Below are 18112 nucleotides of genomic sequence, written 5' to 3'. Positions count from 1 at the left end.
TACGTAAAAATAATATTACATCCCTTATGGTTAAATATTTGTGTATCGTTACATCATATTTGTAATCTGTATTGTAGAATTCCTGAATATAACCAGCTGATTAGAAGAGGTGGTGATTTAATTAAGGTTGCATTTGCATAGGGTTCAAATAAGGCATGGATTGCAAATCCAGCAATTAGGAATAAATGCTCCATGCGCTGAGTAAGTATTATCCATCAAACAGTCCGATATTTCCTCATTTTTTAGTCAAAAAGACAAAAAGTATAGTGTTTGCTAAAAGAATATTCGCATATATAATATGAATGTATCATTCCGCAAATCCTATGCGCTCAAAACGTTATTAAAAACACAGGTGCATACATACAATGAGCGTTATTTTCCCAGACAAGGGTTTCCCGGGTCAAATACATGGTATTTCAATGTCATTTTTACCGTTCGAAACCCGTTTTATTCAAATAAATCCACCCTACAGACTGTTTTTAACGGCATGATACCAACCACAACTACACCCCTGTTTATCTGATATTTATAGAATTGCATATCTAATCATATTGTATCATTCGGCCAAATGATACCCTAATTTTCCGTGTGAGCCGTCTAAAAAAGAAGTGCTGTTTAGTTTTACATGCAGGTTCAAACTAAATCTACAATTAAAAATAAATCGTTAACAAAAAATAGAAGTATGAAGAAGGTATTGTCCTATATTATGGTATTGTTTTTAGCCATCAATAGTATTGGTTGCGCTGAAGATTTCAGTGGTGACATTGACGATTTGCAAAAGCAAATCGATGAGCTTGATAAGGAGTTAGAAGATTTAAAAAGTCAACAGTTAGCTGATTTGTTGGCTGAAATATCAACTCTAAAGAGTGAGATAGCCGCTTTAGAAGCCGATTTAACAGATCTTGATGGTGAGGTATTAGATAATTACAATGAGCTAATGGCTAGCTTGCAGGCGCTTGAAGACGAAATTGCCAACAGCGGAAGTGCTGTTTATTATGGTGATCTTTTTACGGATGCTGACTTTGCCGGGTTTAAAGCTGCTGGCGCAACAATTGTAACGGGTAAAGTAGCAGTTACTAAGCAACAGCATTTAGATGATCTTACAGCTGTTAAAATGATTGGTAATGACTTTTCTATATCTGCGGGGACCAGTATTAACTTACCTTATCTGGAAACAATTGGTGGTAACCTTGATATTTTCAGCATGCCTGAAACAGGTGCAACAGTAGTGCTCCCAGTATTAAAGAGTATCGCTGATAATTTCGTTATAAACAATCCTATTGGACTGGAGTCCATTAGCATGCCAGAGCTATTGGTTGTATTTAAGGATTTTAAAGGAGAAGGACTGCATACAGTTAATTCATTTACCATGCCCAAGCTTGACCTTGTTAAGTCTATATATATTGATGCTGTTGAAAGCGCTGTCCGAGGACTTTCAACGCTCGATTTGTCTGCCACAAACGTGGTTGAGGGAGTTGAAATAAATGGGCTTGCAGAAGGTTCAACCGTAAGTCTTGGTGTAGTCGGAGAGGATATTAAGCTTGTTGACAATTTTCTTTCGTCTATCTCATTTCAAAATACTGATGTATATGGTGATCTGAGCATTGATCAATGTAAGTTCCTTTCATCATTGTCAGCACCTAACTTAACTAATGTTTCAGGTAGTTTCTCATTTACATGGAATTTTGGTGGTGAAGGTGGTATTGGTAACATTGCCAGACTAAAAAGAACCAACAGTGAGGCTGATGTGATAAAAGCTTTTGATAAGTTAGAGAAAGTTGGCCGTGAATTTACGTTCTCTTACAATACCATTAGTTTGGTGAATGGTTTTCATGCTCTTTCAAGTGTTGGTGAAAACAACTTTGGCGAAGATGTGGGTAACATTAACATTCAAGGCAATTTTGGAGTGGAACAAATGTATATATTGAATAATGTTACTTCTGTCAATAAAGGTATCTTAATTGAAGGAGAGTGTGATGCTTTTACTGGTTTTAATACCATTACTCATCATTATGGACGATTTGGTTCTGGTGAACCAAGTATACGTATAGCACTAAGTCAAAGAAGAGGAGATGATTATATGCCGCTGAAACTATGTACAATTGATGCATTTGCAGCATTAACTCATACAAATGGTATATATATGGATCTTGGTGAGGTAACAGGTTTTGGAGCAAATACTTTTGGTAGTATTATCAATCCGGGTGAAGAACATTATCTGACTGTTTATTTGCCAAGCGAGGATGATGCAACCTTCGGAACAGGTAATTTTGGAGCTTGTTCGATGAGTGCCTTCCTGATTAAAGTAAAAAATGGAGAATTCGACCTTTATGCTAATTCAAAAGCTGAGTTTTACGATTATAATTGGAATTCTCTTGATTATGCAACTGGTGTTGATGCCTTATTAGTTAATTGTAATTAGCAAAAGTTAAGTATCTATATATTCGCCCGGTTATCCAATTAAAACAATTTGCCGGAAACAAAGAAACAAGGATAACCGGGCTTTTTAACCTACCTGAAATCTCACCCTGAGAAATAGTTACATTCAGTTGAATAACTGATTGATGAAATAAGAATCGGACAGGAATAATTTTAAAGAGTTAAACTGATCATTGATTGAAATAGTGAATGGTGATAGTCGTGTTATTAGAATAACAACCCAATCTAAAACGAATTATCAGACTTATAATACGGTCAAACCGGATTTGAGTATTGTAAACAACCACAATAATCACTTTTCGCAAGTTTAATTAACTGGTTAGTAAAAGGCTTCTGAATAACAAACATTTAAACATATGAAACGAGCCATAGCTTGCTCCCAGGGCAGAGAGCAGGTTTTCTCACACACATATGGTCAATGGCGTACGATAGCTATCGTACCTGTTTGCAATTAAAAACAAATTTAGAAACATGAAAAAAATTCTAAGCGGTGTACTTCTGAGTATAATCGCGCTTGTAACTTATGCGCAGGAGCTGCGTGTTGAGGGAACGGTGATCGATAAGGCCACCGGGGAGTCATTACCCGGGGTTAACGTATATATCGAAGGCACCCAGATTGGTACAGTGACCAACATGGATGGCTATTATACCATTGATGTTAGTTCAGGTGATGCTACACTTGTGTATTCATTTATTGGAATGAAGGTACAAAAAGAAACGATCAATAACCGTAAGCGGATTGATGTTGCTTTAGTACCTGAAAGTGAGCAACTGGATGATGTGATAGTGGTAGCCTATGGCACAACCACCAAAGAAGCCTATACTGGTGCTGCCGAGGTAGTTAATAACGAAATTATTGAAGACCGCCCGGTAACTTCGTTTGAAAAAGCATTGCAGGGAACCACCGCTGGTTTGCAAGTGAGCAGTAGCTCTGGTCAGCCAGGCTCAACAGCATCGGTACGAATTCGTGGTATCGGTTCATTAAGTGCCAGCAGCTCGCCTTTATATGTGGTTGATGGTGTACCAATGGCCGGCTCATTAAGCGATTTAAACCCCAATGACATTGAAAGCTTAACGGTACTGAAAGATGCTGCTGCCGCTTCATTGTATGGTTCACGTGCTGCTAACGGCGTAATTATGGTAACCACCAAAAAGGGTAAAGCCGGTAAAACAAGCATTTCCTTTAATAGTCAGGTGGGTGTTTCCTCCAGAATTGGCGATGGTTACGATTTGATGAACTCATCTGAGATCTATGAACAAACCTGGATGGGATTATATAACTGGGGAGTTTTGTATGGCGAAAACGAAGATGGTTCACGTTTTACCATCGATGATGCCAAAAGACATGCACATGGAAAAGTGGAGGAAACAGTTGGATTCAACCCATTTGGTGTGGAAAATCCTTTGGACGATAACGGTAAAGTCATTCCAGGGAGCCAGGTTCATACAGATACTGACTGGCGTGATGAAGTGTATAAAACAGGTATTATTCAAAACCACAACCTCAATGTGGCAGGTGGAACAGAGAACACAAAAGTATATTTTTCATTGGGTTACTTCAGCGATAGCGGAACCACCATCGGTTCTGACTTTACACGTTATACAGCTAAGTTGAATGTACAACATAAGGTGAACAACTGGATTGATGCCGGTATGAGCAATCACCTGTCCTACTCAGAAACCAATGCTCCTCCGGGAGGTGGTCAGGGTTCTAACCCGGTGCGTTCAGCAGAAGTGATCAACGCAGCATCACCGGTATACAATGCCGATGGCAGCTATAACTGGGACAATAAAGCAGTATTTGACTTTAACCCGGTGGGCTTATTTGATTACGACGAGTACAAGTATGAGACCAAGCGCGGCATGCTCAATGCTTACCTTAATTTCAAGCTATTACCATCTTTATCGTTCCGTACGACCGGAGGGGTTGATTACAGTGGTGATAAAGGCTTAAACTACTATAACCCTTATCACGGAAACGGTAGAGGTGTGAATGGCCGGAGTACTATGGCCAGCACAGAAAATATGAACTGGAACATCTCTAATATCTTTACCTGGAAAAAGCAAACCGGTGATTCAAGTATTGAAGTACTGGCCGGGCAGGAAGCAACAGGAAATCAGTATCAGGTATTGCAAGCCAGCGTAACGGATTTTTCAGTGCCCGGTAAACCTGATCTGGTATGGGGCGGTACACCTGAGCTACCGGTAAGTTATACAACCGCCTGGACTATGGTATCGTACTTAAGCCAGGCAAAATTCAATATCAAGGGAAAATACAACCTGAGTGCCAGCGTACGAACTGATGGTAGCTCGCGCTTTGGTGAAAACAATAAATATGGTCTGTTCTACTCCCTCGGGGGTGGATGGCATTTAACCAAAGAAGAATGGATGCCTGAATTATCGTGGTTAAATTATGCCAAATTAAGAGCCAGTTATGGTACTTCGGGTAACAGCTCTATTGGCAACTACGAATCATTTGGATTATATGGTAGTGGCGCTAATTACAGTGGTTACCCTGGGCTCTCGCCTGTTCAGCTCGAAAACCAGGACATACGCTGGGAGAAAAACGCGGCCTTGAACCTTGGATTGGAAGCCACCGTTTTTAAGCGCCTAGATGCATCTATCGAGTGGTATACACGTCAATCGGAAGATCTGTTGTTCGATAAGCCTTTATCAGCCGGAAAAGGATTCCCAAGCATAAAAACCAACCTGGCGACAATGAAGAATTCAGGTTTTGAGGCCACTTTGAATTACACAGTTATAAAGAACAAAAATTTCACCTATGATATTGGTGGAAACATATCCATGTATAGCAATGAAATTGTTGATATGACGACAGATCAGATCAAGTCGGGCACTAAGTTGGTGGAAGAAGGAGCCAGTTTATACCAATTCTTTATGCGCGAATGGGCCGGTGTTAATCCTGATAATGGACGACCAATGTGGTACACCAATGTATCATCAGATGACAGTTCTAACGGATCTGAACCTGAATCGGCCTTTACTGATCCTCATGGCAGCGGACGACAGGTAACCAGCGATTACGAAGATGCTGAGCGTGTACGTTTAGGACTGGCCATACCTGATGTATTTGGAGGTATCAGCAATAACCTGAGCTATAAGAACATCGATTTTAGTTTTTACTTCTATTACAGCATTGGAGGCCAGGTTTACAATTCAGATTATGCTAGCAATATGCATGATGGAACCGATCCGGGCTATAACCTGGCTGTTGATGCTGCCGATGCATGGACTCCCAACAATCGCTATACCGATGTACCGCGCTATGTGGTTAACGGACGTGATAACGGCGATCAACTATCATCACGCTTTCTTGAAGATGCCAGTTATGTTCGTTTAAAGAATATTTCCTTAGGATACAATCTGCCACAAACTATTTGTGAAAAGATCAGAGTGCAAGGTTTACGTGTGTTTGCCTCAGGCGAAAACCTGTTGACATGGAGCAAATTCAAAGGCTTTGACCCGGAAGGGGCTCTTAATGGAACAACCGCTAACTCCATCCCGGGAACCAAAGTATTCACCTTTGGTCTAAAAATGGATTTGTAAAAACAGATTAAATACAAAGTGATGAAGACTATCAAAACATATATAAATACACTTTTACTCCTTGTGGTTGCACTCGGCTGGTCATGTACCGATGAGTTCTTAAATGAGGAACCAACTACTGCATTGCCCAGTAACGAAGTATTTGAATCATTAACGACTGCCGATGCCGCTTTGGTTGGGGCTTATGATGCCTTAAGCGCCTATACCTTTGAAGGTTTATACTGGCCAATTATGTCTGACCTGATGGGTGAAGACGTGATGTTGGTACCAGGTGCCGATAACTGGGGCTGGTTTGTTGAAGCTTACCAACTGGAGTTATTACCCGGATATCAGTGGGCCGAATCTCCATGGTGGGCCGCTTATAAGGTGATTTACGATGCCAACCAGCTCGTGGCCTATGCAAAAGATATTCCGGATGCGACTGAGGCACAGAAAAAGGAGATTGAAGGACAAGGTAAAGCCTTGCGCGCCTACGTAATGCTCAAGTTGGTACAGTTATATGCCCCTGCCTACTCTGCTGAACCCGATGCGCTATCCATTATCAATATTACAGAGCCAGTGGAAGCCAACTCGGAAGACTTGCCACGTGCAACAACGCGTGAGGTTTATGCTCAGATTGAGGCGGACCTGCTGTCAGCTATATCTTTATTAAAAAACAACGATGAAGACGATCGTACAGAGGATCGTTATGACGAAGGTTTCTTCGATAAACGATCTGCCAATGCTTTGTTAGCCCGTTTGTACCTTGATATGCAAGAATGGGAAAAAGCACGCGATCATGCCAAAGCGGCTCATGAAGGTATTGGACTAATGGATTTAGCTGAATGGGTAAATTTTGGTTTCGCTTTGCGTACCTCTGAAACATTGTTCACTGTGGCTTATACCCTATCGGATAACAATACCTACCTTACCATTCCATCATTCTATTACCCGGTGGCTGGTTATAGTTCTATTCGCCTGAATGATCAGTTTGTTGATCTGTTCAGTTCTCTGGATGCTCGTAAAGAATATGTGATCATTCAGGATGATCAAATTGATACTGAGCGTCATTTTACATTGAAGTTTATGCACAATCAACAGGTGGGTAATGCCGAACGTATCGCTATTCGAACAACTGAGATGTACCTGATCGAGGCAGAGTGTGAGGCCGAACTGGGCAATACCTCTGTAGCACAGGAAGTGTTATGGGAAGTACAGAAACGTGTGTTCTCCCGATCATCAAAAACAACGGCGAGCGGTCAGGACCTGATTGATGAAATATTACTTGAGCGTCGCAAGGAACTGTTTGGCGAAGGATTCCGCTTAAATGATATCAAGCGTCGCAGCCTGCCATTGGTTCGTGAAGGTAACCATTGGGCAGATGCTGACTTTACCTATGGTGACGATAACTACTATCGATTAACCCTGCCTGTGCCTCAATCAGAAATTGATGCCAATCCGATGATCAACGAAGAGCATCAGAATGAAGGCTATTAGAATTTTATAATTGTCAAGAAACAACAACAATGAATTATAAGATATTCATAAAACTATCGTTGATAGCACTTGCAGTTATTGCCTTTGCCTGTCAAAAGGATGAAGCGGCACCGGATTTAAACCCCGATGCCGGACCCAGCTACATCGATATAGAAAATGATGGCTATTTTGTTACCCTTGGTGCTACTCCGGCACCTGAGGGTCAAACTGGCACATGGCGTATTTACAATGGTGAAAACGGCCATTTTGATGATGTTAATAACCCCAAAACCAATTTCTATGGTGAACCAGGTGAAAAGTACATTATCGGTTGGGAACTAAGTCATGGTAAAAAGTATGAAGCCAGCCTGATTGATGTGTCATTCAAAAAAATGAACCCGGTTATTATGGCCTATCCAGGTGATACCATCTTCAATAACCGCTCTTTATGGCTGGAGTCGGAGAAACCCCAGTTTGGAGCAACTGGTTTATGGGAGATTGTGGACGGTGACGGTGGTCGTATAGAGAATGCCGAAACTAATCGTGGTGAATTCATCGGTTTGGAAAATGAGAAATATACCCTTCGCTGGTCTTTAATTTATGGTTCTAAAAAGGAGTCGGTTGAGTTTACTTTTGTTACAGATACTTTAGTTGCTTTTGCCGGTAATGATGAATTAGACATTATCACTTCGGGCGAGACTAAATACTATACGCTTGATGCCTTTTTACCGGCAGGCGCGACGGCTAAATGGCAACTACTGGACGGTAAGCCGGGAAAAATTCATATTGAGGATAACGCTAAATCATTATTCGAAGGAGTGGCTGATACCACCTATACATTGAAGTGGACTGTTGATCTGGAAGGTGAAGTAGTAACTGATACTGTGGATCTTCGATTTCGTGGTAAATGGGGCGTTTATACTGATACAAGAGACAATCAAACGTATCGGTTTTCCACATTTAATCTGGGGCAAAAAGGTAATGAATACACTCTGGAATGGATGGCTGAGAACTTTAATTATGCATTTGATCCGGGTGTAGGCTCTGTATACTATGGTTTTGCCGATCGTTCGGTGATAAAAACTGGGCATGCTGTTGAAACAGATGAGGATCGTAAGGCTTATGGCCGCCTTTATTCATTTGAAGCGGCTATTTATGCTGCTCCTGAAGGATGGCGTTTACCAACAATTCTGGAATACGAAGATATGCTTGTTGCTTTAGGTGGACCTATTCATGCTGATGAAAAAATTAAAATGGATGGTGAATCTGGCCTTGATTTAAATTACCCAGGCTATTTCCAGCGTTATAGTGGCCAGGATCCGTATTTGCGCAATGTTTTCGACTTGCAAGATATCAATGGATACTGGTGGACCTCGAGTGCCGGTGATAATGGTTTAGTAAACTGTTATAGTGTTATGTCGGAGGGCGATTTACCGGGTCAGGTCATTATTAACCAGAGTTACTCAATGGCAGTTAGGTATGTACGTGAGGTTACTCAATAAAGCGTTAAAAAGATGAGAAGAATTTTTACATATATTATCCTTTCAATGTTAGTGGCTTTCACAAGCACCCTATCTGCCCAGATAGATAATTTGAGTGAGCATATTGAAAAAGGAAAGGTCCGCTTGAAGCTAAAACAAGAAGTTTTTCAGCAAAGCAGCGAATTAAAAAGTTTAAACGTTGCCAATACATCTGAAACCAATATTGGTGTAAGCAGCATTGACCGTATTGGCGATCAGCTAGGTATTACACGTATAAAAAGGGTATTTCCATTCTCTTTAAAACATGAGTCTAAGCACAGGGAGTATGGTTTACACCTGTGGCTGGAGGTTGAGTTTGACATCAATGTTGATGTGGAATATGCCGTTTCATTATATGCGGCTTCGGCAGAGATTGACATTGCAAAGCCTTTATTTAAAAAAGTGCGTCTTGATGGTGATCAGGAGCCTGTCAAGTATAAAACCGGCAAACTTCAGTTGGTTAAGAATGCGCCAACAGGCCAGATCATGCTAAAGTCTGCCAGTGAGGAGTTGCCTAGGCCTGATGATCCTATGTTCAGCGATCAGTGGCACTATGAAACGAATCTGGATAAATACGAAAACGGATTAGATATTGAATTGCTGAAAGGATGGACCATTGCTTCAGGTGATACTGGTGTTATTGTTGCCATTGTTGATGGTGGTATTGATGTTGAACATGAGGATTTAGCAAAGAATATTTGGATTAACGAGGCAGAGTTAAACGGTGAAGAGGGCGTTGATGATGATCAGAATGGTTATGTTGATGATATTAACGGTTATAACTTTGTATTTTCCGGTGATGTAACACCGCATGCTCATGGAACCCACGTTGCTGGAACAGTAGGTGCTATTACCAACAATGGTATTGGCGTTGCTGGTGTTGCTGGTGGTGGTGTTACGTATACCGATGAAGATGGTAATAAATACTCTGAAGATGGAGTGCGTATGATCTCATGCCAGGTATTTGATGATCGTTCAGCCTCATCTGGTAACTTTGCTGCTGCTATTGTTTATGGTGCTGACAATGGTGCTGTTATTTCTCAAAACTCATGGGGATACACTGTTCCTAATTACTACGAGCCAGAGGTGTATGATGCAGTAAAATACTTTATTGCTGAAGCAGGACAATATGAAGGCAGCCCGATGAAAGGTGGTATTTTGTTTTTTGCTGCCGGAAACGATGGATTAGAGCAAACACACTATCCGGCTACTTTTGAAGAAGTAGTGGCTGTAACATCAATAGGTCCTGAGGGCTGGGCTGCTCCTTATACCAACTATGGCGAGTGGACAGATATTGCGGCTCCTGGTGGTGATCAAATGTATTACGATCACGAAGGTGGTGTATTAAGTACACTGCCGCAAAATGACTATGGATACTTTCAGGGAACCTCAATGGCTTGTCCGCATGTGTCGGGAGTGGCTGCCCTGGTATTAACCAGGTATGGTGGTAATGAAATGACCCCCGAAGACCTGCGTAATCGAATTGTAAATTCTACAAAGCGATTCATTTTCGATCATCAGGGGAAATATGGAACCGGCATGCTTAATGCACCCAATGCATTGGCAAACGATGAGAAAATAGCACCTGAGGCGATTAACGATTTAGAAGCGAAGGAAATATACCATGATGAGGTGCGATTGGGCTGGACCATACCGGTTGATGAGGATAATTTTCAACCGGCGTATATATACCTGGCACTAAGTGGAAGTGAAATAACAGCTGAAAATTTTGATCTAAAACCTCAATTAGTCTTTGAAAATCCTTTTGATGCAGGCACTGAGGTACAGGTTAATATCGGCGGACTAATCAAGCAAACCGATTATTGGTTTGCCATGAAGAGTGAAGACCAGTTTGGTAATATATCTGAAGTATCAAATATTGTTTCACTTACAACAACTGATTCACCTCAGTTTGGTTTATCGAAAAATTCTATCAATGTTAACATCGATATAGCTACCGGAACAACTCATTCTGAATTAATTCAGGTATCAAATATTGGTGAAGGATTAATATATTGGGAAAACTACGTTGAAAATGAACGTAAATACTTTGAAGAAAAGGTAACTGAAGAAGATCCTGAGGAAGCAATACAGGCACAAATTGCTGCTAAAGTTGCTTTTGCTGAGGTTAATCCTGAATTGTTTGAGGTGGATGTCAATCCGCAAACGCATGTTTTGACATTAAAATCTGGTGAAGTAGTTACTAAACCCAATGATTATTGGGATTACGATGAAACTATTTTTAAAGCAGGTATGACCTATGAAAATGGCAAAAACGCTGTTTCATTATTGAGTACCTACAATGCTAATGCAGGTCTTATACAGGCAACCCGTTTTAATGTAGACTATGATTATACCTTTAACCTGACTCACCTTGAGGTGGCGATGTACAATAACACAACAGATAAACCAATTCTGATAGAACTAAGAAAAGGATCTACCAGACTGGAAAATGCTGAAGTTATTTACATGCAGGAATACTATTCTGATACAACTGAGGTGTTTGGTTTTCAGCGTATTCCTTTGTACAAGCCTCATCGCTTTGAAGATGGTGAAGTATTTTGGGTGGTTCTTCATTTTCCCAAAGAAGATATTCAGCCACTGGGATTGGCTGTTGATCAATGGCATCCCAATGTCTTTTTGATGTCAAGAGATAACGGTCGTAATTATTTTGATTTACAGCCCTGGCGTGATGGACCGTTTATTCCTTTAGTGCGCGCACTAAGTACCGGAGATGATGGTTCATACGTATTTCTCAGACCAGGGAACGGAGAGGTTGAAGGTGGACAATCTCAGGATGTGGAAGTATTTATTGATGCCACTAATTTGTCAGAAGGAGGTCATCTGGCTTCTGTAACATTGGTAACTAATGATGATGACAAAACCTATGTCCCCATTGAGGTAAATGTAAATGTTACAGGTCAATATCCAGCCATTGACACTACAAAAGTGCACAGTTTTAATGTTATCAATAACGTAGAGCATCATTTAGAGCTTAGTCTTAAAAATACCGGTCTTTCGGTATTGGAGGTATATGATATTGCTTCTGATGAGTCTGGTTTCGAGATGGATTTTGTGAACGACACTGTATTTATCTATGTAGATTATACCAGTGAGGTGCCATTCAAATACACACCTTCGCATAATGGTGTAAAGCAAACCAAGGTTAATCTAATAACCAATCATGGGATTATTGGCATTCCGGTTAATATGAATAGCACCGAAGCGGCTGTTATAAATGCCACATTTAATTCCGGAAATACAATCAACCTGGAATACGAAGAGTCTGGAACTCTGAATATAGAAATTACTAATGATGGCACAGATTCTGATCTGGAGTATGACCTTACCCACTATAACATGTTGGATGCAGCTAAGGGTATTATGCCCAACATGATGACATACAATATGATTACATCAGACGATGTAGGTGGGCCGGCTGCTGGAGCATGGGATGATATTTCTAAAGTTGGAACTGTATATGATTTAGCATATTCGTATTATGACACACTGCAACTGGAAGCTAAAGTGCCATTTTTTAATGAGTTAATGGAAACAGCTTATCATGGATTTGAAGGGGTCATTTATTTTTATGAGTCATATGAGAACGGAAGTCAGTTACCAGCTGAATTTCCCGGAGATATAGGATTAGGCGCTATGGCTCCCCTGCTGTTTAGTGATAGTAGCAGTTATTTCCCTATTAAAGAATTTATTCATTACTCATATGGTGATAAAAACGTTTTCACCGTCACTGTAAAAGAAAGAATTCAGGGTGATCCAAATGCAGATTCGGATGAACTGACATATCAGGTTGTTTTATATCGCAACGGAATGGTTGAGTACCGTTATAAAGATGTAAGTGCCTTAAGGCCTGAAATGAAGTATATTGTAGCCTTACATGGCTTTACTGCTGATGATTATGTCGTGTATAAGAATCTGGATGAAGATAAAGCCGTTAAAAATGGTTTGGTCATTCGCTTCGAACCGGTTTACGATGCAACAATGATTTTGCATGCATCGCCCAATAAAGGTTTGTTAAAGGGAGGAGAAAGCGAAACGGTAAGCCTAAGTATACAACCGTCAATGTATGATGTTTATGCGGGTACATACTCCAACTCTGTTGTTATTAATGCTAATACAGCAAGTGGAAGCCATGAATTACCTTTCACAATTAATATAACAGGTGCTGAGTCATTAATAGCTACTGATACCGTACGATTTGAATTAACAAATCTTGGTCACACAACCACAGAATTATTGAAAATCGAAAACAGTGGAAGTAATAAGGGATCACTCACATCAATTTCATTCAGTGATGCTTCATTTGAATGTAATGCAAGCTTGCCATATGAGATTAATCCAAAGGCACATCGCTATTTACCAATTGAGTTTTCACCTGCTTCAACTGGTAATCGGGAGGCAACTATGTCACTTACATACAGCAATGGAGTAGTTGAGATCGTTCGTCTGGAATCTCAAGCACAAATTGATCCTGAATACAATCACACTATTGCCACACCTTATACGATCAACATTAATGCCGGTGAAGTGGCAACTGTTCCATTTACGATTAGTGCTTTAGCAACAGGGGCTGATTTAGATTATACTTTTATTAACGGAATACATGCAGGTGTTTCTCATGAAAACATAGTCAGAGCATCGGTTGATAATGCTGTTGATGATGAAGGGTTATATGGTTACACTTGGGCAACAGACTCATTAAAAGTATTACATAAATGGGAAACTATTGAAGGTGATTGTGAAGTTCTTGAAATCAAACAAGGAAAACAATACGCATTAAAACTTCCATTTGAATTTCCATTCTATGGAGAAATACAGGATTCAATCTGGATCTCGAAGAATGGTTATGTGACCGTTACTGAACCAGCCGGAGAACCATATTCCTTAGACTTTGAAGAAAATGATGGCTTAGCCGGTATGATCGCTCCTTTCTGGGCTCAACTTGATCCTAATGAAATTGGCGAAGGTGTTTGGTTAAAAACGGAGTCTGATCGTGTGCTGATTGAATGGAATAATGTTAAACCGACTGTTTCTGACGGTGGTTATACAAATGGTGGTAATGTTACTTTCCAGCTGGAAATATTAGCCGATGGACGTATTTATTTCCACTATAAAGATCTGCAGTATTATGAAGGCTTACTTCAATATGGTTTAGAAAGTCCGGATGAAAATGAACATCTGAATAAACCACGGACGTGGATATTGCCTTGGACTGAACTTGATAACGACAGATCAGTAGCAATTGTACCTCCGTTAAAATCAAGCATTGAACCTGGTAAAACATCTGAATTTATCATCGAAGTTGATGGAAACAGATTTTTCAAAAGTGGTTCGTACCGCGATACTGTAACATTACTGACAGATAGTTATAGTCAGCCCGAATTAAAAATTCCTGTAAATATTCTTTTTACAGGAAAAGCAGAACTAAGAACTGGTGTCAAGGCATTTGATGAGGTAATATACAATGAAGACCTGATTCTGAAGGAGTGGATAGAACTAAGAAATACAGGCAGTGATATTGTTGTTATAAATCAGATTGCTGAAACTAACCTTGATAATGTGAAGTTTTACAATATTGAAGGCGATGAATTAGTCAGAAGTATTGTTGACGGAACAACTCTTCTACAGAATATTGAGATAGAACCATGGCAATCAACAAAAGTACAGATTGAGTTACCAGTAGATGAGTTTGTCAATATTAACGGTTCAATCACATGGAAAGGAAACTTTATTGATGCGGATTCTGATATTTCTGTAACCCTTGTTGAGTCACCTGTTTTTGATTGGAATGCAACCAACCAGACATTTAATTTAACAGCCTCAGAAGATGGATCATATAGTTTTGAACTGGAAAACAAAGGAGAAACTACATTGAAATATGAGTTAGTCCCAACGGTTATTCCAACAGAAGATGGAACTGGTTCAGCAGTTATTGATGAAATTGGTCATTATACCTTTGAATTACCTAATGTTGTGGACTCAATGGCCATTGATGCCAAAAACGAGGCCGATGGTCTATTCACTCCAATGGCAGGTGGTGCAAACTTGTCTTTTTGTAATATGTATGTCGCACCTGAAGGAGGATTCTTTATCACACATGTTAAAGCATGGACTTATTTAAAACAACTTGACCAATACGTCAATGTGATGATCTATGTTGGTGGCGATGATCCAAAAAATTCTGATAAAGATATACGAGAATCAGCCCCTCAGTCGGGAACTAAAGTTTACGAGCAAAACTACGTGATTAACCAGCAAACAGATGGACAGTGGGTTACCTATCCTCTTGCTAATCCTGTAGTAATTCCTGCCGGCGAAACGTTCTATGTGATGGTTACTCCTCCTGTTGATCGAAGTTTTGTTGGTTATGACATCATTACTGACCAGCAGGTTCAAGAAAGGACGTTTGTGGGAGTTTACTGGTCGGATGGTGATTTTAAATGGTATTCTTCAGCTAATGAAGACTGGGATAACTCAGTATATAAAATCAGGCCTTTAACAGCAGCCGGTAAAGGTCAATGGATTGAATTGGATAATTACTCCGGCGAACTAAAATCCAGCGAAAGTATAAGCATCACTGCTACTTTTGACGCTCAACTTGCAGGTCATGGTGAACATCAGGCTAAATTAATAGTACAAAGCAATGATGTCAACCGCCCAAGTGATTTGGTTGATATCTACTTAAATGTAAATGGTTCACCTGAAGTGACCTACCACCCCAATGTGGATGAAGAAATATTGAAGGTTGTTGAATGGGATGAGCTGGTAGTGAACATGATGGCTTCCGATCCGGAAGGTGAGAATCTGACATTTGAGCTTATTGATAATAAAGATAATCCTGATGTAGAGTTTGAGCAGGTGAGTGATAACTCCGTTCAGATGAAACTAAAGACGGATTATAATGGACAAGGTGTTTATACCTACCACGTTAATATCCATGATGAAACAGGTAATGTAACGAATGACAGCATTATGGTAGAAGTCGTAGATAAGAACCGCGCTCCATATCTCAATCCTGATTTAGGCATTATCTACCTGAATATGGCTGATCCTAAACAAGGATATACCATTGATGGTAATGAGTTATTCTTCGATGAAGATGGCGATGTACTGCAAATACTGGCAGGTAATTACACTCCTGATATTGTTGACCTGGCACTGGGTAACCGCTTTATAACGATTAATCCAATTCAGGAAGGAACCGGATTCCTTGCATTTGCAGCCGATGACGGTAAAGAAGGTGGATTTGTGGTTTACGGTGTCTACGTGGTTATCATTAATGACCCTGATGCTGTGGATGGCAGTCCGAATGGCATAGGTAGCGTTGGTGATGTACTGAAAGATGGAGAACTGATGTCAGTGCTGCCGAATCCTGTTTCAGACGGTCAGGCACACATCTATTACCATCTTGAAGAAGAAGGCTCTGTCATGCTGGAAATATATGACATGAAAGGGAAAAAATGTACGGTTGCCAATGTTGGCGATCGTAAGAAAGGTTCCTATAAGGAAACCATACATGTATCGGCTTTAGGCAAAGGTTTATACTTCTGCAGATTTACTGTCAACGGACAGCTACAGTCTACAGAGAAAATAGTTATTAAATAGCCAGGGAATGAGATATACTATCGAATCCAGGTTAAATAGGACAAACGATTAATAGCTATCAACCGGGGGAGTGAATCACTCCTCCGGTTTATTCAACTTTTAGTTATAAGAAACTGACTACCCAATCAATAATATAATGTTTCATAAGCTTTAAATCCATCATAAATATGAGTAATCAAACTATTTTACTGGTGCTAACCTTAGGTTGTTTTTCTATCATTCTTTCAGGATTAATAATCATTATTCTCGGATTTGAACTAAACGTCCACACTATTTACTTTTCAATTTTGATTGGTGCAATTGTTAGTATTCTTACGGGCCTATTTCTCAAACTGAGGTTTCAGAGAATTAATAATCAACTGAAGCTATCGCAATTAAACTTGCATGAAGGGGAAGATATTATCATTGATGGCAAAGCATCGCATAATAAAGTTATTGGTCGACTGTTCTTAACTGATCAGCGCATTGTTTTCTTACCTAAAGGTCAGTCAAAGAATAACTACCTGCAATCGGAGATCAGCCTGGATAAAATAACCAGGATCGATAAAAGCAAGACAGCGGGCTTAATTCACAATGGCATTGTACTGTACGATTCAAATACCAGGCACACCTTTTCAATTGACTTTGCTGATGATTGGTGCCGGATCATCGACTGGCAACTACTGCTTACTAAATCACGTGAAAAAGATTTTAACTCCCCTTTGATTAATAGCATTGATTAGATGGGGCACAGAATGAAGAATGATTCCATTCACCTTCTTCTTCAGTCGCCGGTCATCTCTTTTAATCACCAAATAGTTTTTAAAACAGCACCATCCCCCCTATTTTATATAGTACCCCGGGCCTTTTCCCATTCAAAGGGAATCCAATGCATAGATTAGGTCTGGGGCATCAGCCAGACGGCTGAATATCTATATCTTCAAGCTTTACAGGTATTCTGTTGACTCGATAGCTCCTGCAAATGGGTGAGTATTGAATTAATAGGGAGAAATGATGTTTCAGTAAATAAAAAAGGTCATAATTTACTTATGAACAGAAGAGTTATTTGTTCTACCTCCTCTACTAATAATAATAATTAATGTAATTAATGGAATATTTTCACATTTTAGTCTAAGAAATACGACTGTTTATCACAAACACCAAATTCACACACATTCGCATCCATCTATTTTTTTTATCTTCGTTACATCTTTCCTGACAGGTTGTTTTCCCCTTGCCCCGTTCTCACACTCTTTCCATTGAGCGGGGCATTTTTATGGCAGTCGCTTTTAATTCTCATCTGATCATATTGAATAGCATATAACGGTTATATTCTTCGTTGTTAAAGTATATTGGCATATTCACATAATAATGAATAAGACATACACACAAAAGTGGAGGCTAAGTATTAGTTTCTATCATCTATGACATTTTCATTGGTGTAAACCTTTCTCCATATAGCGATCCGTTGTAATTCAACTTAGTATTTCATTTTAGAATTCTTTGAAGTTCCTTCGATGTTCGTT

General features: G+C 39.9%; 6 protein-coding genes. All 6 read left to right on the top strand.

Translation table 11 applies throughout. From position 1 onward, the window contains the following. Window positions 1-682: 682 nt before the first annotated feature. The gene (locus ACRD69_RS13350; RefSeq protein ID WP_430815599.1) at window positions 683-2422 is read left to right on the top strand and encodes a coiled-coil domain-containing protein; all 1740 of its coding nucleotides are present in this window, start codon (window positions 683-685) and stop codon (window positions 2420-2422) included. 488 nt (window positions 2423-2910) lie between these two features. Then, a complete protein-coding gene (locus ACRD69_RS13345) occupies window positions 2911-6006 on the top strand; it encodes a SusC/RagA family TonB-linked outer membrane protein (RefSeq protein WP_430815598.1) in 3096 nt (1031 codons plus the stop codon). Between the two features lie 21 nt (window positions 6007-6027). Next, window positions 6028-7482, top strand: coding sequence for a RagB/SusD family nutrient uptake outer membrane protein (locus tag ACRD69_RS13340; RefSeq protein ID WP_430815597.1), 1455 nt, complete (start codon window positions 6028-6030; stop codon window positions 7480-7482). A gap of 29 nt (window positions 7483-7511) precedes the next feature. Next, on the top strand, window positions 7512-8963 hold the full coding sequence (locus ACRD69_RS13335; protein ID WP_430815596.1) for an FISUMP domain-containing protein: 1452 nt from the start codon (window positions 7512-7514) through the stop codon (window positions 8961-8963). A 12-nt stretch (window positions 8964-8975) separates the two neighbouring features. Continuing rightward, the gene (locus tag ACRD69_RS13330) at window positions 8976-16607 is read left to right on the top strand and encodes a S8 family serine peptidase (RefSeq protein WP_430815595.1); all 7632 of its coding nucleotides are present in this window, start codon (window positions 8976-8978) and stop codon (window positions 16605-16607) included. 167 nt (window positions 16608-16774) lie between these two features. Then, window positions 16775-17329 carry a GRAM domain-containing protein gene (locus tag ACRD69_RS13325; RefSeq protein ID WP_430815594.1) on the top strand — a complete coding sequence of 185 codons (555 nt, stop codon included), beginning with the start codon at window positions 16775-16777 and terminating at the stop codon, window positions 17327-17329. The last annotated feature ends 783 nt before the right edge of the window (window positions 17330-18112 follow it).

This window comes from Carboxylicivirga agarovorans, from assembly GCF_050589845.1.
GTDB lineage: Bacteria > Bacteroidota > Bacteroidia > Bacteroidales > Marinilabiliaceae > Carboxylicivirga > Carboxylicivirga agarovorans.
Note: the sequence above shows the minus strand (reverse complement) of the source record. Positions and strands in the feature narration are given on the sequence as shown.